The organism is Bacillus sp. JH7, from assembly GCF_001563515.1.
GTDB lineage: Bacteria > Bacillota > Bacilli > Bacillales > Bacillaceae_G > Bacillus_A > Bacillus_A cereus.
Genome location: NZ_LPUS01000030.1, coordinates 260,833 through 281,134, shown reverse-complemented (window position 1 = coordinate 281,134; position 20,302 = coordinate 260,833). Strand labels below are relative to the sequence as shown.

Sequence of the window (20,302 nt, the reverse complement as noted above, 5' to 3'; positions counted from 1 at the left end):
TTTATGATGTTGATCCTATACGCCTTAACTATTGTAATGATTAAGAGGCATTAATGTACAAGATTATTTTGTCTGAACAATAGACAATTTTGGCACATATTTATTATGTAATTATTTAATAATAAGCGTACAAAATCATTTTTTACGAGGAATAAACTTATGGAAAAAATCTCATTCTCAGGTAAAGAATCTAATCAGAACAATTGTATGAATACGAAGATAATTGCTTCTTTAGATAAAAATATTGAGTTTATAAAAAAATCTTTGGGGGATGCTCCGGACCTGGTAATAAGAAGGATACAGAAAGAAAATTATCACACACTAGCTTTGGTTTATCTATCAGAGTTGACTGATAAAAAAGACATTAATGACAGTATTCTTAAACCTTTGTTAAGAGAAGAATTTATCCCTGAAATTGAGCTAATTATACCCCTTGGGAACATTTCAAAAGTGCTATATCTTAATCAAATTCAAGAAAGTTTATTAGAAGGAAATGCTATTCTCCTTGTAAACGATTATATTGAAGCATATAAATTCGAAATTAAAGGTGGACCTAATCGAGAGCCATCTGATTCCAAAAATGAAATATCTATAAAAGGTACACATCAAGGATTTGTAGAAGCTGCTGGGAAAAACATTGCTTTAATACGAAATTATTTGCCCACTGCTAAATTAACTGTAACATCTACAGAAATTGGTGAAGAAGGAAAAACAAAAATTCATGTGCTTTATTTAATGGAAAAAGCTGATTTTCAAATAACAGAAGAGATTCAGTATAGATTAGAAAATATTAAGGTTAGTTCAATAGTTAATACAGGCGAATTGGTTAAACATATTGAAGATAATCCATATTCACCTTTTCCACAACTTTTACTGACTGAAAGACCTGATACGGCTGTATCTTCCTTATTGGAGGGGAAATTTGTAATAGTAGTTGATCATTCACCTAATGTATTAATTGGTCCAACAAATTTCCTAAGTTTTTTTAGAAATATAGATGATTCTAGTACACGATGGATGATTAATTTTATTCTTCAAATATTACGTATAGTTGCATTTTTTCTAGCACTCATTTTACCAGCTACCTATATTGCATTAATCTCATTTAATTATAGTTTGATTCCTGTTCCATTATTTTTATCAATAGCTGAATCTAGGGAAAATGTTCCATTCTCAGCAATTGTAGAGGCTATGATTATGGAAATCACTTTAGAAATGATGAGAGAAGCGGCCTTACGCTTACCAGCTCCTATTGGACAAACAATGGGAATTGTTGGAGGTATTATTATAGGTCAAGCTGCCGTGCAAGCAGGAATTGTGAGTAATATCATGATTATTATCGTTTCTGTAACAGCCATCGCATCGTTTACGGTTCCTAATTACGATATGAGTTTAGCTGTTAGATATTTACGTTTTCCAATGATGCTATTAGCTACATGGTTTGGATTTGTAGGTATTATTATTGGCCTTATGATATTACTAGCACATATATTAAGTATTCGTTCTATGGGTACCCCCTATGGAGTCTCATTTTTCCCATTGCAAATTTATAAATTTAAAAATTTCATTCTTAAATATAAAAATGAAACCAAAGGTGACATATGATACCTAAAATTAATAATGCTAATATACTTTCTTTAAGCCAATTTATTTTTATTATTCATGGTGCTCAGGTTGGAACAGGAATCCTCTTTCTTCCCCGTACATTGGCAGAAAAAACCGGAACTGATGGATGGTTAGTCCTCCCTTTTTGTTATGTGTTTTCTACAATCGCTAGTATAGCTTGGGTACAAGTTGCTAAAAGATATCAAATATATTTTACAAAAGAATCGAATAACAAAATGAATGAATATATAAAGAAAGCTCTCATAATAGTTTATATTTGTTATTTTTCTTTTTATGCATGGGTTATTTTATTAAACGGTATGCTTTATATTAAGGGGAATTTACTCCCAAAAACACCTGATTATCTCTTAATTTTATTATTTTTAATTCCTACGTATCTCGTTGTAGCCGAAAATGTTTATGTATTAGGGCGTTACTGCGAAATTGTATTTTATCTGACGATTTGGATTGTATTATTATTTTTAATACCTCTAAAAGAAGGAAACTTATTAAATATGCTTCCTATTTTTAAAAATGGAATTAGTAGTATTTTGAATGCTTTTCCTCAGGCTATCTTTCCATTTACAGGTTTTGAAATGGTAGTCTGGATGTATCCTTATTTAAAAAGAAAACAGGCTGCAACTAAAGCCGTAATAATTGCTAATAGCATTACCCTGATATTTTATACTTTTATGACAATATCCTGCTATATATTTTTTAGTCCTGATGAGATAACTTCTTATAATCAACCAGTTCTAAGTATACTTAAGATCATTGAGGTTAGTTTTTTAGAAAGATTTGATTTAATCATTATTACTTTATATCTATTTGTAGTTTTTACTGCATGGACTCCATATATTTATGCCAGTTTAGTATGTATAAGTAATTTAACTAAACAAAAAAAAAAGAATATACACATTTTTATTTTTTTTATTTGTATTATTTTGAGTGTTTTCTTGATACATCCATCATGGAGTCAGGTACAAAGTTGGAAGAGCTTAATCTCACATGTAGGATTAGGAACAGCTTACATATTCCCTATATTCATGTTATTGGTAGCAAAATTAAGGAGGTGATACATAATGATGAGGAAAATATTATGCTTTCTTATTTGTATAGTAATGCTCACTGGTTGTTATGACCAAGTATATGTTGAAGATGTGGCTGCGACATTAATAGTAGGAATTGATATAGATCAAAAAAATCATCTGAAAGTATATGTAGTAAATTCTTTAATTAATAAAGATCGAAAGCGAAACGAGGAAAAACATCATGCTACAGATATCACAGTTCGAAAGGCAAGAGATCAATTTGATACTGTAGATCCAGGTGTTATTTCTGGAAGTAAAATTCAGATTGTTCTTTTAGGAAAAAAACTTCTCCAAAAAAAGAATTGGTTTGAATACTTAGAACCTTTTTATCGTGATCCTCAAAATACTATGACTGCCAAAATCATTGGTGTAGATGGGAAAGTTTCTGATATTATTAATTCTCATTCTCCTCAAAAAAACTTCCTGTCAGATTATTTAGTTAAATTAATCAAAACAGGGAATGACAGAAATGTTACTGTTAAAACTACATTTAAGGAACTGTATAGACAAGTTAAAGATAAAGGGATAACTCCTAGTATTTCTAGCATTAAAAGGTTAAATAACGAAAAAATAAAAATTACAGGAACAATGCTTTTGGACTATCAAAATTTGTTTAAAGAAAGCTTAAGTCCAAATGAAAATAAATTATTAACCTTATTACAAAGGAAAATAAATGGGGATTATCCATTTACAATAAAAAATCCACTCAAGCAAGTAAACAAACAATGGATTAGTATTTCGGCACAGAGAATAAATGTTGATACAAAAGTAGTATATACGAACCGTTTTAAATTTAAAATACAAATTAATATGGGGACAGAAATTATAGAGAAATACCCTAGCTCCTACACATCTATAACTAGTACGGAATTAGAAAAAGCTATTTCTCAACAATTTACAAAAGAATTAACACATCTTATCCAAAAAGTTAAACAAGCAAACGTAGATCCTATTGGATTCGGGTTATATGCTCGTGCATTTCAATATAAAAATTGGGTACCTTATGAACAAAAATGGGGAAAAGAATTATCTAAAGCAAACATAGATATAAAAGTAAATGTAAAAGTGCGGGATGTAGGTAGTATTAAATAGTTTTGATAAATCCAAATAAGTTATAAGAGGTGTAGTGTGTTGAAATTCAAATGTAAGCTTATGTTGACCATAATAATCACATTAACATTTGTACAACAAGTACAAGCATCGATTTCAAATCCAAGATACATAGTTATTAAACGCTTTGAAAATAAGTTATATTATGTAAAACATAAATTATTAATTAAAGAATTTCTCATAATAACTGACCAAAGTAAGAAATCGATTCCCTCGGGTAGATATACTGTAGTGAAAACAGTTCCCAAATATCACTCATATAAAAATATTGACGGAAAATCGCTAAATCTTCCATTAATTAGTTTGAAAAGCACCAAAAAAAATGATGCTAATTATGGAATATGTGAAAAAAATCAAGAAAATAATACCAAAAAGATCACAAATATAAACTGTATACATATGGATAATATAGATATTCAGTGGTTATATGCTAAGGTGAGTGAAGGAACAACTGTCATCATTCAATAATTTTATAAAATTTATCGATCATTAATAACATTTTTAATATAATGAACAATCAGTAAAAATGGTGTATATACATAAATTTGAAAGGAATTAATTGATATATAGCAAGCCCTTACTCAATCATATAATATAGTCAATTGGGAGACATTGATAATTCATTTTAGGAAGGAAATAGAAAAATTACCATCATTTCTATGTATAATTGATACCCGTATCATTCGTGCTAAAAACTATCTTAAATAGTAATTTTCATATTAAAAACATTGCTAATGTAGCGTATGTAATTCATACATCTATTTCATCCATCGAAGAGATGCGGGCTTTTGAGGCCACTCATCTCACATCATGAGTCATACTACTACTAAGGTGATGGATACCACTTGCCACTCTTTTACGGACTTTCCTCCAATCATTTATTTTAAATTGATTTGATTGCAGATTCAAAAAAAGATATTTAAAACTCTCTATTCCACCTACAATTATAAAAATTGGTAATAGTACATCTACTAAAAAATCAACTTTTGAATTGTTAAGCCAAGTGGACATAAGTATAAAAATAGAGATAAAGACACTATCTACCGCAATAGAATAAACAGAACCTGTCATATTATTTTGGAATTTGATATTTTATACGTTGAAATTGTATTTTTTAAATGTTTTAATTCGAATATTAAAATACTCAAACTAAACAAAAGGTCAATCCCAGTAAGTGTATATTTCATTTCAAATACCTATTTACAGGCAGCTCATACCCCTGTAGCACCAGTTAATTCTCCAGATAGACCTGCTGCCAAAGTATTTTATCTTCTCAAGTAGATGCTTGTACAAGAAGTTTTGCAGCTTCTCCAAAACACTTTAAGTATTAATATATTTCTTGAGTTTAATTAATTTAGAAACAGTAATTAAATTTCCTACTACAAAAGCAGCTAAAGCACTAGAACATTTACCTATTTTTATCCAACCAGGATCGGCAATCACTGGGAATGTAGATTTTTTATCAAATTCAACAATCTGAATCAACTTATTTCCATCAACTTTATAATGTGTAGAAACTGTTTTTCCATGTGCATCTTTTGCCCAAGCTGGCATAAATACACTTTGAATAATATTTTCTGAGTCGGCTATAAAAATTTCGTCTGTATCATATTATTTATCCGAATATTCCGCAGATGCAACTAGTTTTCTATCATTCGGAATATAATAATGAACTCATATTCTTTTGGAGCCAATTGATTTTTAATCTTAATTAACGATTGAAAGCCATCTTTGGTAGTTTATAAAGCTAAATCAGTTGGTTGATTTTTTCTTGATAAATAAGAGTTACATTATTTGTTTGGATAACTTTATCTGAATTTAACTCTAGGAGAGAAATATGTAAAAACTCCTTTCTACCCTTAATAGTAATAGATTCTGAGTTTAATTCGTTTGGAATTTTTACTATGCCTGATGCACTTTCAATTCCTGTTCTTTTTTCAATCATTAAAGCTGTAGAGTTCGCCTCTTTTTGTGAATTATTAATTTCAGCATGTATTGAAGAGCTTATCAGAGATATACTCATAGTCTCTGCAATTAACCCATGCCCATCAAGCTAAAATTTTGAAGTGCCCCCAAGACGAAAATTTTATTGTTTTACCGTTATTTATGAGAATTCAACTCATTTTCTTCGTTTTAGGGAGCTACCAATTTCTTAAGTTAATGGATGTGGGGCGGTATCCTTACTATTTTAATATTTACCTATCCGATTAGAACGGGGTAATTATCGAGCGAACTTATTTTTTTGAAGGGAAATGGAAATTTTATGTTAAAATAAATATACAGATTGTGGAATGTTGTACTTGAACTGATGAAGAAGTTTAGTAGAACAAGATTTTTAATAAATTTAATCGACGGAAAATTTTAAACATATCAAATTCTAGGAGGGACAAATGGAAACAAAATTAGGTGTAAAAAGTGAAAACAAAATTAGTGATATAAAACCAATTACATTGTATCTTTTCGTATTTTACCTCGCTTGGACTTTTAAAGAATTATGGTTAGCAAAATATATTCATTTATTTGGCGATACTACTGCAGCTTTTTTGACTGCGTTAATTAAGATTTCCATTTGGATTGTTCCAACTTGGTTATACATAAAATATTATTTAAAGACTAATCCAATTGGCTACTTAAAAATAAATATCAATGTGAAAAAAGGATTATTTTTTGGGGTAGTTCTTTCATTGCTACTTGGTTTATATTTTGCCTTTGAAACCTATATGCCTAATAATCAAACATTTGACTTCACATTATCTTTCAACAACTATCTTAATGCTATTCTTTTAGTAGGAATTACAGAAGAGATTGTATTTAGGGGATTAATTCTGCAAGAGATTAGTAAAAAATTACCTTTTCGGAACGCCAATCTTATCACAGCTTTCTTATTTTTAGCAATACACTATCCAATCTGGATTTATAACGGGGATTTTTTAAATTTATGGAGTCAAATATATGTTTTTCTTCTTGGATTAATTTTTGGGTTTGTGTTTAAAAAGACAAGTTCGTTATGGTCGGTTGTTATATTGCATTCATTTCATAATTTTTTTGTTAGTATCACTTAAAACAAAAAATACATAATTTACTTTCCACAACTTAAGTGTGCATCTTGTTTAAAAATAAAATTAAACACACCGAAAACGCTTGGAGATTTCTCCAAGCGTTTTGATAGCATAGTTAAACCATTTATGTGGTTCAGCTCATCAAGAAAAAACGAATTTGTATCCATAAAACGAAAAAAACGCTATTCTTTTTGTAGAAATATACAGAAAGGATGGCGTTTTTTGTATGAATCTATCGATTCAAGATGAGTTTCATTTGTTTGCTGAAGAACTAGAGCGATATCTATCTCCACATATTCTTCAACAACTCGCACAAGAGGTAGGTTTTGTAAAACGTAAAAGTAAGTATGGTGCACGAGATTTGGCTGCCTTATGTATCTGGATTAGTCAACAGGTAGCAAGCGATTCTCTTACTCGATTATGTAGTCAGCTTTATGCAAATACAGCTACACTTATAAGTCCAGAAGGACTTAATCAACGTTTTAACCGATGTGCTGTTTTATTTCTACAACGTGTATTTTCTCTTTTAATCAAAAGCAAATTAAACGATTCGTCTCAAATCTCAAATCAATACACCTCTTATTGTCAACGTATACGTATTTTAGATGCTACTATTTTCCAAGTACCCAATCATTTAGCTTCTATTTATCCTGGTTCAGGAGGATGTGCACAGACAGCTGGTATTAAGATTCAACTAGAGTATGATTTACATAGTGGGAAATTCCTCAATTTTCAAATGGAACCAGGTAAAAATAATGATAAAACCTTTGGTACAGAATGTTTGGATACCTTACGACCAGGAGATTTATGTATCCGAGATTTAGGATACTTTTCTCTAAAAGATTTAGATCAGATGGATCAGCGAGGGGTATTCTATGTTTCACGGTTGAAATTAAATAATAGAGTATATGTGAAAAATGAATCTCCAGAATTCTTTCGGGATGGGACAGTAAAAAAGCAATCTTTATATGCTTTACTTGACCTTGAACATGTCATGCATCAGATAAAACCAGGAGATACTTATGAAATTCAGAATGCCTATGTTGGACAACAAAAATTCCCCTCACGGGTTGTAATATATAGACTCACATCAACTCAAGTTCATAAACGTAGGAAACAGCAAACTTATGTTGAAAAGAAAAAAGGGGTTACATACTCTGAAAAAAGTAAACGTTTAACAGAAATCAATGTTTATATTACCAACATCCCATGGGAAATTGTTGCGATGGAACATGTTCACGAGATTTACTCTCTACGTTGGCAAATAGAGATTGTATTTAAAACATGGAAATCTCTTTTTGGTATCAATCATTGTCACAATATTAAGCGAGAGCGTCTAGAATGTCATCTTTATGGACAGTTAATCGCTATTTTTCTTTGTTCTTCCACTATGTTCAAAATGCGACAGCTGTTACTACAGAAAAAACAAAAAGAATTAAGTGAATATAAAGCAATTTATATGATTCAAGATCATCTGTACTTAGTATATGAAGCTATACAACAAGACACTCAAGAAGTATCAAAAATTTTTCTTCGTCTGTTTGACCTCTTACAGAAAAACGGACGGAAATCCCATCGATATGAGAAAAAGACAGTTTTTGATATTTTAGGCGTTGTTTATCAGTGCACTATATCCAATCTAAATAAAAAAATTGCATAACTTTTAAAAATAAACCTTATTAAGGTTTATTTGGAATGCGTATTTTTAAAAACAAATAAACAAAATATCAAGCATGTAGGCAACAAGAACGGAAGTTCCTGGAATACCCAACCTTAGCTTGATGGGCATGTGCAATTAACCCTATCAAGAACTTTTTAGATCAAAAATTCATTTTACTTTATTCTAAAAAACAACAACTCTATTATTAATTTTGACAAAGTTAAAAAACGTATTCTTATTCCCTTTATAAATGATAAATTTGTATAGAAGGTGTTATTGTTCATAGTATGTAATATGTATTGGGTAAGAAAACAAATCTTTTTATCAGTAACAAAGAAAAAGCACCCTTTCGGGTGCTTTTTCAAATCAGATTTTTAGCTCAGCTAGTTAGACCAAACGGTCATAATGATTAAGGTCATACGCTTAATTTATACAAGATTTATATATCAATAAAGCACCCATTACCAAGATTATGGTAATGGGTGCTTTTGTTTTTTTTATTTATTAGATAAAAAATATAAAAAAGCTTTATAACTAGAGTACGAAAATAAATTAAATGAATAAAAAACAAACAATAGACTTTATTCATATTAATTAATAATACAGATTACATATTACACTCGTTCATACGCTAGTAGTATTCCATCAGACTTGTTTAACAGATATGTATAGTTTCATCCAACTGTTGATATGTAGTAGTATATAAATTTATTTGTATTTTTTGTGAAGGAGTACGTATGGGTTAACGTAAAATACATTTGCTCCTGAGTAACTTAGATATTTTTCAATAGATGATTTAAAAATATCTTTAGAATTAGATTTGAAATGCTCTGATTTTACGGCCTTCTTGATAGTCCGACTAAATATTGTAGATCCAATATTTCATTTTAATTTTCATCACATTATCAAACCTTTACACATAACAAAAAGCACAGTTCTCCTGAGCCCATAGGATTAAACTGTACTTTAAGTTATAATATAAATAAACATACATATTTTCAAAGAGTAATACAAATCAAATTGGTGTTTCCTTTCCTTTCAATGTATAACTATTGTATAAGATATAATAGTTATACATTGAAAGGAAAGGAAAATATTCATGCCAAACCTCTAAAACCACTAACTATTATTACAGAAATATAACCAAAAACAGTAACTGGTAAAATAAATATTTTTGTATAAATTTGTTTTTATTTCAACAGTTCATAATGATGTATTTTTATGAGTATTAAAATTTAATATTCTTATTGTACGACAAGTATTATTATTTTTAAAAATGTGACAGCCTTACTCTTTTCATCACACCCAAAAAAGAATAGATTACGGTGGTCAAGTTGTAAGTTTAAAAGAAAGAATGTAACTATTAAATATTATTGACAGCAGAACATTAATAATATGGTAAAGGTTGGATAAATAAGAATAAAAGTTGAGACTATATTTTTTTCTTTCTCACATTCATTCCAAAAGAACCAGTAGTAAAAGTACAGAATTCTTAGCCGTTATTTTTCCAAGGAATGATAAAATAATTTTAGTACATCAATCAGGATTAAAGAAGCACTTATTTGTCTATTTTGTAAACAAATAAGTGCTAAATTATCAAGATAGATATGTGAGCATCTGTGGAAGAACAATATTACAGTTTAAATAATAATAAATTTTAAGTATTTTTCTTATTTAATTTTGTTGATGGTGCCCGAGCTTCACTTTCAATAATTCTGTGTATAGAATATATCTGTCCCAAATGATAGGCTTCATGTAATAACAACATACTTGCTAATTCGTAAAAGGTTGTATATCCCAATACAGGCTCTTTTAACGTTTCCTCTAATTTTTTTAAAGATAATTTACGTATTCGATTGAGTTGATTTTTCAATGCTTTTTGCAATTCCTCTATTTTAGGGGCATTTTTAGGCCAGTTTAAAGGACTTGTTCCTTCGCCAAAAAATTCTATATAATTTTTTGGGATATGCATTGATTTTTCAGGGAATTCAAATATATACTGTTCGGTAATTGTTAATACATGACCAACCTGCCATTGTATTGTGTTCTTAAAACACGATGGTTGTATATGAAGTAGTTCTTTAGGGACAGAATTTACTACTTGAATAAAACAGTTTCTTGTCATTTCAAATTGTTTAATTAAAATTTTAGAAATAATAGACACCCCAATAATCTTTTTTATGAATAGTCTACTTATAGACCAAGAATTATTTGTTTGTAGTTTTTCCTAATTCTAGTGTCAAAACGTTTGGAAGTCTTGAGTCGTAAAATAGCAACAATCCATATACAACACCAGCTAAACCAGTCATCAATCCCGGTGGCTGTATGTTATTTTGTAATTCTAAAATATATGCTGGAATAACCTTTGAAAAATAATCTTGAAGTATTAAATTCCATTTTTCCTCTTGAGTGTACTGAGCATATTTTAACGTTATTAAAGCATTACCTATATCACCATGACACAGGTTTTGTTCTTTCCCAAAACCAGATTGTTTAATGTTTGATATTGCGTGATCAATGTCTATTTTTGATTGATTTGTGACATAGTTATCATCTGACGATTGCAATTCTAATCTACTAAGTAATATTCCTGCAGAACCGTGACACCATGCCTCAATATCCGAATCAGGTTTGGAAGTTCTTAAATCATTCCAACGGCTTTGATATTTATTATTTACTTCAAATTGAAGCCCCTTATTAATAATATCTTTAATTTTTTTAGAGTTTATATGCTTATTTAAAAGGTGTAATGCAAAAATAATCCCTGCATTACCATGAGAAAAACCTGATAATGGTTTTTTATCTATCGTAATCCACCCTACTTCTTGTGAAGAAACTTTAATTGCTTTATTAATTATTAAATCACCGCATTTTTTTGCTAACTCTAAGATTTCAAGTTCTCTAGTTAACTCATAATATCTAATTAATACTATTAACGTACCTGCTATGCCACTAATTACATCTAAAAAGCGCTCCTTTGGTAATTTATTACGAATTATGAGTATTAATTTTTTTGCATATAACGCATATACTGCTTTATCTGTAAGAGCATAGAAATTTAAAACTGTATATAAAATAGAAGAAAAACCTGTAAATGCTCCTATTGGTATATCATTTTTTGTAGAATCTATTCGAGACATGATGTCAGAAACTATTCTTTCCGCTGTTGTTAGATAATCATCTTCTTTAGTAATTTTCCATAAAGAAAGATACATTAAGGAAATTCCTGATAGTCCATCATATAATGAGTCATTCATAGGGATTAAATGAAACTTCCCATTTATAATTGAAGTATTTATCCAAGATAAATTTTGGGAATCCCACCCAATTACTGCTTTCTTTTTTAAATGTTCAACTATTTCTATTGCTTTTTCTTTAAGGTATTCATTTTTGGGAACTTTATATATATTATCAAAAATAATTTGAGAAGCGGTAGTAGTTTGTAAAGGTGTGTTTAATTTCATTGCCCCTTTAATTATGTCCATTTGAATTTCCAAATCATTTGTACAGAAACACTCTATTTTTTGCTTTACAAAATCATAAGGAGTTTTTGTGAAATAATTTTTTATTACATTATTTTTAGAATTAATTAAATGTTTAGAAGTAATTTCATTCAAATAGTAAGGGATGTCACCATTTATAAGGTTTTTATATTCATCACGAGCAATTTCTTTGTTAAAAATGGCTTTATTGTTATACAGCGCGCACATTTTTGCAATATAAAGTTCTCTATCTATATAATTATGTAATAGGCGTGGATGAACACTTAGATTTAAAATAGAAGTATAATCTACTGTTCCTTTTAGAAGGTACCTAACTTGTAATTTCATTTTGTGTTTTTCTATTAATTTTAATAATTCACTTTTGTTTTCTTTTATGTGCATATATCCCATTTTAAAACCACATAATATATATTTTGTATACTTATAGGTCTTAATAGGTTTATTAAATAAAATAGGTTTGTTTTTATTTTTAGTTTCTAACTCTATGAATTTTTGTTCAATTTGCATTGTATGTGTATTGATTTGAGGAACTTTTCTAATACTTTTAATTTTATCTAAGCTTCCAATGCCACTGATGTCAATATTATTTTCTCCTAAAGATGTTGGAAGTAATCCTACCGAATAAACTGATGTTGCAATCTTATGCTTTACAATTGATTGAGCGTCATTACTCCTTTCTAATTTATTATCTTTATAAGCATTAGGTATTTGAAATAAGCATTCTAAATCAATTAATATTGGAAATTCGCCTTGTGCAATTATGTTTTCATAATGAAAATCTGTAGCATTCAATGCGTACAAAAAAGCTAGCTGAATACCTAGACGTCTATAAAAATCTTTTAATTGTTGATAATCCGTACATTTTTTATATTCAATATATTCAAACCAACTGTAATTTTCTCTATATACTCCCTTTACACATTTCACATTATACCTTGTTCCTTTTTGATTCCATAGTTTCATCATTTCTGCATAAAAGAAATCAGGAGATGTATTTCGTGGTTTGTACATGATTATATCTTTTTCTAATACTATTTTGGTAGTTCTACGGCCGTCACAATGTTTATCGCCTAACCCAAAATCAATATATTTTATATTTTGTTGTTGTTTACTTAATAATTTAATAGTAACAACTTTATGGTCTTTTTTAAAACGGTGAAGCAACTCTATAATAAATTTTTTTAGCTGTCTAATTTCATTTGAAATTATTCTTAATAAACATGGAAAGCGATTGAAAAGTTGTATGATATAGATTGGATCATTTAATAATACTTGATTATAGTGTGATCTTCTTTTTTTCTCAGTATTACCTTTTAATGCTTCTTTTTCTTTTTGAAAATTATAATCTAATACTAAAGTACGGTAAGATAATTTATATATTTGTTTTTGAAATTGCTGCTGTATTTTCTCGAAAAAGATTGCTTCATTAGAAATTATCATTTTAATATTTTGATATTTAGTTGAATTTATAATTTGTTGTTTAAGATATACAGATATCTTAGAAAGAAATGCGGAGAATAAAATATTATAATCATTATTAACATTTGAAATTTGCTCTGAAATTTCTTTTTGTATTTTTCGATAAGTATTTAGTTTATACTCTGATTTATTAATAAAATCGCTGTATATTAATTTTATACTTTCAAGGGATTCGAACTGTAGGATATCTTTTATACTTTTTTCTCTTAATCCTGTATTTTGTTGATAAATATATTCGATATTATTCTCAAATTGTAGATGTTTTGAAGGCTGTTTATTTATTTTTATTCTCTCATTACTAAAAAGTATGTTGTCTAGAGGATCCATGAAATTTTCTCCTTTATTCATTAATTTATTAGCTTCAATATATATTGATAGCTGTTTATAACATGAAAATATAATAAGAAGGACCCCCCTAAAGAGTGTCCTTCTTATTATATAATTTTTAATTTAATTACACTGGATTGTACATGGTGTAGAAGGACATGTATATAAATTGAATTCCTCATTTACATTTTCAATTGCTCGTGTCTCTTCGTATAAATTTCCAGCCATTTCGTATAGAACTTCTGTCATGTTTTACACTCCCTTTTAATAAAAATAATAAAATTGTTCATTTCAAATCCTATTATTATTATAGGCGTTGAGCTGTAATGCCTATTCCAAAAAATACTTTTGTAAAATCCATTTTTTGATTTTTTTACCTTGTCGAAATAAGTGGAATAAAATTAAAATTATTATGTGTCTATTGCATTTATAGTGTTTATATTTTACTTTTCTTGATATAAAAAGGCCCTTTATATAATCTTATAGGGGTAACCATATCCAAAAAAGAAAATTGTACGTATAGATACAAATTAACCGATTCCCTGTACGTTAAGGAATCGGTTATTCAATTTATCATTTTTTTATAGAGTCTTTCTTTGGTAATGGTCTTAAGTTATTAAAGCTTGCTTTTTGGTTTTAATTCCAAACATAATCACCTGTCAACGTATATTATGTTTCCATCCAAGTGGAGATATATGTTGTAAATCTTCTTCTGGAATGTGCATGCCTTTTGCACGTGCTGCATTTACTGCACGTGATATATATAGCGTATTCCATAATACAATTGCTAAAATAAGAATTTGCAAACCACTTGCTCTATGTAATTGATCTTCATGAGAACGATCATGAATTCCCCCTAAACGATTGAAAAATACAGCTTGAGCAAGTGCATGTTTTGCTTCTCCTTTGTTTAAACCAATTTATATATGTCTTCTAAGCTCAGGACTATGCACCATTCTAATGTAGGTTCTGTTGCAAAGTTTTTTAAATGAAGCTAAACTGTAGAAAAAATAGGCTGAGGAGAATGATGCATAGGTTATTTTAAAGGAAAACAATTCAAGAAGGACATTATTTTAGTAGCCGTTGGCTATTACTGTCGTTTTTTAAGATATCGTGATGGAGAGAACGTGGCATATCGGTTCTTCCTACAACCATCATGCGGTGGATTCATGAATATGGAAATTTGATTTATCAAATGTGGAAGAAGAAAAACAAATCGGCATATTTCGTATGGTATTTAGATGAGACGTATATTAAAGGCAAGGACGAGTGGCGTTATCTTTATCGTGGGATTGATCGGGAAGGGTACACCTTGAATATCCAACTTCGTAAAACAAGGGATCATCAATCTGCTTATATGTTTATGAAAAGGTTAGTAAAAGCTTTTGGAGAACCGATAGTTCTCACAACTGACGCCCTATTCTGTGCGCTCAAAAAAATTGAAAAAGAACAGTTTTTATGTGCATACGAAACATTACACCGCTCAGCATTTGCATAATCTCATCGAATAGGATCATAAACATATTAAGCGACGTTTTGCTAAATCCGCAGGATTTCAAAATCTTCGTCACGCTTTTCGTACCATAAAAGGAATCGAAATCATTCATGCTATATACAAAAAAGAGAAGTCACATTCCAGACTTCTCTTTTTCAACGTACAAGGAATTACAGCGATTATTCAGAATCCCTTAAATATTAACCGTATTTTGTAAATAAGTTTATGTTTTTCAAACTTTGCAACAGAACCGTTAGAAAAATATAGAAAGGACTATAAATTGACGATAGGGTTTAAGCAACCGCTACTACTTGTTGTAATTCATTGTATACCGAAAAGACGGAGTCTGATGATGAACTGCACCCCAATTGTTGGACAATAACTAACAATGGGAGGTGTTTTGGGGTTCTGTTACAAAGATTTCAACACTCAGCTAAACTTTAAAAAAATTGTGATGAGGAGAATCCAAAATGAGATATTTTAAAGAGAAACAATTCAAGAAAGATATTATTTTGGTAACCGTCGTTTTTCTTTAAAATATCCCATACATCATTCTCCTCAGCCTATTTTCTCTACAGTTTAGCTTAGTTCAAAAAACTTTGCAAACAGAACTATTAGTACCAGTATGTCCCAGTTTAATAAACCTTTTCAAGCATATTGGAATATGAATAACGAAGGTTTGTGAAATATGACGAATTTTGACGAGGGAAATTCATTGTAATATGAAAAAAGAGAGCAATCTCAGGGGCTATAGAGATTGCTCTTTCACTTAGTTTATATGTTTGTTAATTGGATAAGTATCTTTGTACATATAATTTATATAGTTTTACTTTTGTACACCTTTCTTATCGACTTTATAGCCGTCGGGAGTAGTAGTATCATGAAGCATAGCTCCAGTACTATCATTTAAGTAGTACCACTTATCATTTCCATTAGCTGGATTATCTTTTTTAGTATATTGCATCCATCCAGTCCACATTTGTCCTTTAGCAAATGTTTTCCCCTTTTGATAGTTGTTTGTAGCGTTGTCTGTAGGACTGAAGTAATAATAATCGGTAATTTTTTTGCTCGATTCAAGTCTCGTAATCTGCATCCATCCAGTCGTCATTTCACCTTTGTTAAATGTGGTGCCGTCATAGTTTTTAGTGTTGTCTTCTGGACTGAAGTAATAACACTTATCTCCAGTTTTGGTCCATCCAGTCGCCATTTCTCCTGTGGCAGGTTTGAAGTAATAAGTTTTCCCTTTAATTTCAACCTTTCCAGTTACTACTTTCCCCTGTTTAAATACTTCGCCTGAGGAGTTTTTAGTACTGTCTGTAGGGCTTACATAATACCATGTATCCCCAAGCTGAACCCAACCAGTTTTTTGTACTCCATCTGGATTTAGACACTTACCATCTTTACTAAACTGATAAGTTTTCCCATTAATAGTTTGTGTCGTGTCTCTATACATCTCACCTTTTTCGAATTTGTCAGTTTTTTCAGGGCTGAAGTAATACTTTGAATATGAAAGTCCTTGTTCTTTTAACCATTTTTCACCAAGGAAGTCATATCTAGTGGCAAATGAAGTTGAAATTTCTTTCCATCCAGTTTGTATATTACCATCTAGCCTGTAGTAGAAAGGTCGTCCATTTTGATCCAGTGTCCACTCAGATTTGATGTTTGCTGCTTGTTTGAAAGCTATATTATTTATGGTCTTATTTAATGCTATTTCAAGGTTTTCGTTCTCTCCTTGGATAGCTTTCTTAATACTATCTGTCATAATACGGGCTCCGAGAGTGTCAGCGTTGGCGCGTGTATGAAACAGCTCTGGCACTCCTTTTGTGGCAAACCGATCTGCACGATCTAAATCCTTCTGAGCGATGTTGTTTGCGTATTTGACGTATTCCTCACGGACTCGTTTTTGATCTTTTAAAAACATTTGTTCGAGTCCGTCATGGCTATAGTTTATTTTAGGATCTTTACCGTGAAGTTCCATGAAGTGCAAGAAGTTCAAGTGAGCCGTTGCTGCAATCATAAAAATAGGAAGTTCAGCTTCTTTATATGACGGTTTTTGAGATTCTGATATAAGGTTTTTAAAATCGTTATGAATAAATTCCGCTTGCGATCGAATGGCAGCTGCTTTATCACCTACTGAAGGTGCTGCAGCAAGTTTTCTGCCGTTAGGATTTATTGTTTTTTCAAATTCCTCTAAATCTGTATATAGTTTCTTTAGTTTTTGTTCAAGTTCTTCCAAATCATGCTTTGTAATTTGTGTATGCGTTTGCTCAAAAATCTCCTGCTTCAATTTGTTTAACCGATTCTGTTCATCTGTCGTATCCGCTGACCATAGTAGCCCAATTAGTGGAGAAAGGACTAATCCACCATATGGAATTATTGCTGCTGATCCCATGGCTAAAGTTCTAAAAGTGTTGTTAAAGTTCCCACCATCTACTTTAGAATCAGCCCAGGCTTGCTTTAATGTATCTCCACCTAATGAACCAACTGCTTTTAAGGTTTCTATATTGAATAGTTTGTCTTTTAAAACTGTAATAGCTCCATTGCTTTCTCTTTTGAAAACGGGTTCATCAGTTGCTGATGCAAAAGTTGCTTGTGGGATATTTGTTGTATTTTCATCAGCGAATGCAGAAGGCATACTTCCTAATGTACTTACTCCTAAGGTCATACTTGCTACTGTAGCAAGTAATGCTTGTTTGTATTTACGTTTTGCAGGTGTTCGATCTTTGTATTTCATACATAATTCTCCTCGCATATTATTTTTATTTTGTTTCATATGAGACTCGTAAATTAACACTTAGACGCCTCAAGATATTTCTAGATAATGATTATAGGAGCATTTTGGACAATTCTTATTTCTCCTGTGGAGTTACCACATAAAAAAGAGTGTTTCTCAGTGAACGTGCGGGACTCCCAACTCGCCGACCAACAAGCTCGAACCTAGATGATAGTTGCTCTAGATTCGAGCTTGTTGGTCGGCTTACACACTAGAGATATCTCGAGACGTCCAAGAAATGATTCTAAATAGAAGGGAGCTCTCTTACGTTAGATTATTTGTTGGTCTAGATGTAAGTTCGTTTGGTATAAAAACTTGTATTTTAAATGGCGAAGGAGAAAATTCAGACTCCTTTTTCGTCAGTAAATTACATCCTTTACTGATCTTGTATTGTGATGTCTTTCTAAGCAAATTGTCCTTTGATCACCTAAAACACTTTTATTTTTCAGTTGACATACTACCGCAGTTATTTTTATTTGTATTATTTTATAAGGTAAAACAATAGTGCGCCTTTTATTATAAACCTGATGATATACGTTAAATATAACGAAAAGGACCTTTGGTTAACGCAATAAATTTAATACGAGTTTTAGTTTATGATATATTTTCTAGGGTAGATAAATTTGAAAATTAGGGAATAGAAAATCGGTTCTATTGAAAATTCGAGAGATATTCAATATTCAAATCATTTCGAATAACAGGTTTAATTCCTTGTACGTCGAAAAAAAGAAGGCTGGAATATGAGGCCGCAACGCAAGACCTCGTTCTATAACTGCTGATGGGGATAAATCTTATCCTGTTGTTATACGGGAACTAAAAGACGAACAGTGCATACCACTTCATGTGAAAAAATAATAAAACAATATTATTGAACAAGACCACAGTTTTATCAAAAAACGTATTCGGAATATGCTTGGATTAAAAGAATTACAAACAGCTACAAAAATGATTGCTGGAATAGAAGCTATATATATGGTCAAAAGGCAGATGTATCTTATCATTGAAATCTTTGATTTAACAGCATAATTCAATTCCACTAGGAATTTTTTTCACTGTTTTCATATTCCACTATATAACGAAGATCCTAATCAGCTTTTTTATTTCTCAACTATATGTAAAGATATTCCTTAATGTTCAATTTTCTTTTTTTCGCCGTATGCCTCCTCCTACAGAAGAACGGACGGAAATCTCATCAATATAAGAAGAATACCGTCTTTAATATTATGGGTGTTGTTTATGAGTATAATGGGTAAAAAAATAAACGAAAGTTGCATAATAAAAAAATGAAACCAGTTAGAGTTTATATTGTATGCGTATGATTAAAAGTAGGCTTATATTTTAGGAAGAATTTCCCCCACAAAATGAAAGTACATTTTGCTTCCATTCTTAAGTTGATAAGCATGGGGGCACCATATCATTTTGGGAAAATTGTACATTTACACATATTTTGGACACAAATTAACCGATTCCCTGTACATTAAGGAATCGGTTAATTTTTATTTTTTAATAATTGAAATCGGCATTAAACGTATAACATCACTTTCCATATTTCTAACTAATTTTTCAAATTCACTTGCATTCTGTACTCCTTCAACATTATCAGAACTAGACGGTTTATTTTCTCCATAACCTTTATTCAATTCTACTATGCTCATATCAATCTCTGTAGCAGGGATTTTCTGGAATTTCGAGTTATCTACAATCACTATTATTTTATTAAATTTCTCCCGCATATGCCCAAACCATGTATCACTATCATATTTTACGTTTACATTAGTACCATTTAAAATCACAGTTTTTACATCTTTTTTGTCTTTATGGGCAAATAAGATTCCTTCTTCTTTTTTACTAGCTGGTAAAGAAAATAGGGGGGCGCTACTTATCGTATCATTACTATTATCTCTTTTTCTTAAAATGCCTCTATCCATCACTTTTTTTGCGGTTTCTTTATCCATGATAAATGCTTGTTCACCATCATATTCTACTTGCTTTATTTTATAATATGCCGCAGAATTAATCTCTTTTTTATGTTCAGTTTCTATTTTTTTCAATGTCTGTTCTTCACCTAGTAACATCAGCCCATTCAATGGCTCTTTGTTACTCCCAAACAGAGAACACGCACCAAGCATTGAAATCATAAATAATCCTATTCCACAAATAGACAGTAGCTTTTTCATCATTATTGCTCCATTTCTTATTT

The 20,302-nt window shown here is 30.3% G+C and carries 13 protein-coding genes and 4 pseudogenes; 9 read left to right on the top strand and 8 right to left on the bottom strand.

Annotated features, from left to right (window positions below; translation table 11 throughout):
• The first annotated feature begins 159 nt into the window (after nucleotides 1–159).
• Genes AU379_RS24875 through AU379_RS24860 form a run of 4 tightly spaced genes read left to right on the top strand, consistent with a single transcriptional unit; the run spans nucleotide 160 to nucleotide 4,274 of the window.
• A complete protein-coding gene (locus tag AU379_RS24875; RefSeq protein WP_061139978.1) occupies nucleotides 160–1,605 on the top strand; it encodes a spore germination protein in 1,446 nt (481 codons plus the stop codon).
• Nucleotides 1,602–2,681, top strand: coding sequence for a GerAB/ArcD/ProY family transporter (locus tag AU379_RS24870; protein ID WP_061139977.1), 1,080 nt, complete (start codon nucleotides 1,602–1,604; stop codon nucleotides 2,679–2,681). The genes AU379_RS24875 and AU379_RS24870 overlap by 4 nt, the downstream gene beginning before the upstream one ends.
• 6 nt (nucleotides 2,682–2,687) lie before the next feature.
• Nucleotides 2,688–3,788 (top strand): Ger(x)C family spore germination protein, encoded by a 1,101-nt coding sequence (locus AU379_RS24865; protein ID WP_061139976.1) that lies wholly within the window; start codon nucleotides 2,688–2,690, stop codon nucleotides 3,786–3,788.
• A 36-nt stretch (nucleotides 3,789–3,824) separates the two neighbouring features.
• Nucleotides 3,825–4,274 carry a L,D-transpeptidase gene (locus AU379_RS24860; protein WP_061139975.1) on the top strand — a complete coding sequence of 150 codons (450 nt, stop codon included), beginning with the start codon at nucleotides 3,825–3,827 and terminating at the stop codon, nucleotides 4,272–4,274.
• An 852-nt stretch (nucleotides 4,275–5,126) separates the two neighbouring features.
• Here AU379_RS24860 and AU379_RS31080 read toward each other — a convergent pair.
• Together AU379_RS31080 and AU379_RS31075 are read right to left on the bottom strand one after the other, a co-directional pair.
• On the bottom strand, nucleotides 5,127–5,360 hold the full coding sequence (locus AU379_RS31080) for a hypothetical protein (protein WP_232487807.1): 234 nt from the start codon (nucleotides 5,358–5,360) through the stop codon (nucleotides 5,127–5,129).
• A gap of 193 nt (nucleotides 5,361–5,553) precedes the next feature.
• Nucleotides 5,554–5,829, bottom strand: coding sequence for a hypothetical protein (locus AU379_RS31075; RefSeq protein WP_253724517.1), 276 nt, complete (start codon nucleotides 5,827–5,829; stop codon nucleotides 5,554–5,556).
• A gap of 367 nt (nucleotides 5,830–6,196) precedes the next feature.
• Between AU379_RS31075 and AU379_RS24850 the strand changes: the two genes are divergently transcribed.
• Nucleotides 6,197–6,868 (top strand): type II CAAX endopeptidase family protein, encoded by a 672-nt coding sequence (locus AU379_RS24850; protein ID WP_061139974.1) that lies wholly within the window; start codon nucleotides 6,197–6,199, stop codon nucleotides 6,866–6,868.
• Between the two features lie 223 nt (nucleotides 6,869–7,091).
• On the top strand, nucleotides 7,092–8,525 hold the full coding sequence (locus AU379_RS24845) for an IS4 family transposase (RefSeq protein ID WP_061139973.1): 1,434 nt from the start codon (nucleotides 7,092–7,094) through the stop codon (nucleotides 8,523–8,525).
• A gap of 1,657 nt (nucleotides 8,526–10,182) precedes the next feature.
• On the opposite strand, the gene AU379_RS24840 is transcribed toward AU379_RS24845, so the two are convergent.
• The 4 genes and pseudogenes from AU379_RS24840 to AU379_RS30005 all read right to left on the bottom strand — a co-directional run.
• Complete coding sequence (locus AU379_RS24840; RefSeq protein WP_082770009.1) at nucleotides 10,183–10,689, bottom strand: DinB family protein; 507 nt, start codon at nucleotides 10,687–10,689, stop codon at nucleotides 10,183–10,185.
• A gap of 43 nt (nucleotides 10,690–10,732) precedes the next feature.
• Nucleotides 10,733–13,834, bottom strand: coding sequence for a type 2 lanthipeptide synthetase LanM family protein (locus AU379_RS24835; protein WP_061139972.1), 3,102 nt, complete (start codon nucleotides 13,832–13,834; stop codon nucleotides 10,733–10,735).
• A 123-nt stretch (nucleotides 13,835–13,957) separates the two neighbouring features.
• Nucleotides 13,958–14,083, bottom strand: coding sequence for a hypothetical protein (locus AU379_RS31175; RefSeq protein ID WP_269769372.1), 126 nt, complete (start codon nucleotides 14,081–14,083; stop codon nucleotides 13,958–13,960).
• Between the two features lie 324 nt (nucleotides 14,084–14,407).
• Nucleotides 14,408–14,787, bottom strand: a pseudogene (locus AU379_RS30005) (Tn3 family transposase); the annotation flags it as partial.
• Nucleotides 14,788–14,865: 78 nt separating this feature from the next.
• Between AU379_RS30005 and AU379_RS24825 the strand changes: the two are divergent.
• Nucleotides 14,866–15,546 (top strand): annotated as a pseudogene (locus AU379_RS24825) (IS6 family transposase).
• A gap of 609 nt (nucleotides 15,547–16,155) precedes the next feature.
• Here AU379_RS24825 and AU379_RS24820 read toward each other — a convergent pair.
• A complete protein-coding gene (locus AU379_RS24820) occupies nucleotides 16,156–18,063 on the bottom strand; it encodes an insecticidal delta-endotoxin Cry8Ea1 family protein (protein WP_061139970.1) in 1,908 nt (635 codons plus the stop codon).
• A 277-nt stretch (nucleotides 18,064–18,340) separates the two neighbouring features.
• Between AU379_RS24820 and AU379_RS30405 the strand changes: the two are divergent.
• Both AU379_RS30405 and AU379_RS29995 read left to right on the top strand, forming a co-directional pair.
• Nucleotides 18,341–18,466, top strand: a pseudogene (locus AU379_RS30405) (IS110 family transposase); the annotation flags it as partial.
• Between the two features lie 392 nt (nucleotides 18,467–18,858).
• Nucleotides 18,859–19,128, top strand: a pseudogene (locus AU379_RS29995) (DDE-type integrase/transposase/recombinase); the annotation flags it as partial.
• Nucleotides 19,129–19,598: 470 nt separating this feature from the next.
• On the opposite strand, the gene AU379_RS24815 reads toward AU379_RS29995, so the two are convergent.
• Nucleotides 19,599–20,279, bottom strand: coding sequence for a lipoprotein BA_5634 family protein (locus AU379_RS24815; protein ID WP_061139969.1), 681 nt, complete (start codon nucleotides 20,277–20,279; stop codon nucleotides 19,599–19,601).
• Nucleotides 20,280–20,302: the final 23 nt, after the last annotated feature.

Bases quoted from the DNA above. Each gene is read 5' to 3' on its own strand.
- AU379_RS31075 (WP_253724517.1), bottom strand. From the start codon at position 5,829: ATGAGTATATCTCTGATAAGCTCTTCAATACATGCTGAAATTAATAAT.
- AU379_RS31080 (WP_232487807.1), bottom strand. From the start codon at position 5,360: ATGCCAGCTTGGGCAAAAGATGCACATGGAAAAACAGTTTCTACACAT.
- AU379_RS24865 (WP_061139976.1), top strand. From the start codon at position 2,688: ATGATGAGGAAAATATTATGCTTTCTTATTTGTATAGTAATGCTCACT.
- AU379_RS24870 (WP_061139977.1), top strand. From the start codon at position 1,602: ATGATACCTAAAATTAATAATGCTAATATACTTTCTTTAAGCCAATTT.
- AU379_RS31175 (WP_269769372.1), bottom strand. From the start codon at position 14,083: ATGACAGAAGTTCTATACGAAATGGCTGGAAATTTATACGAAGAGACA.
- AU379_RS24845 (WP_061139973.1), top strand. From the start codon at position 7,092: ATGAATCTATCGATTCAAGATGAGTTTCATTTGTTTGCTGAAGAACTA.
- AU379_RS24875 (WP_061139978.1), top strand. From the start codon at position 160: ATGGAAAAAATCTCATTCTCAGGTAAAGAATCTAATCAGAACAATTGT.
- AU379_RS24820 (WP_061139970.1), bottom strand. From the start codon at position 18,063: ATGAAATACAAAGATCGAACACCTGCAAAACGTAAATACAAACAAGCA.
- AU379_RS24835 (WP_061139972.1), bottom strand. From the start codon at position 13,834: ATGGATCCTCTAGACAACATACTTTTTAGTAATGAGAGAATAAAAATA.
- AU379_RS24850 (WP_061139974.1), top strand. From the start codon at position 6,197: ATGGAAACAAAATTAGGTGTAAAAAGTGAAAACAAAATTAGTGATATA.
- AU379_RS24815 (WP_061139969.1), bottom strand. From the start codon at position 20,279: ATGAAAAAGCTACTGTCTATTTGTGGAATAGGATTATTTATGATTTCA.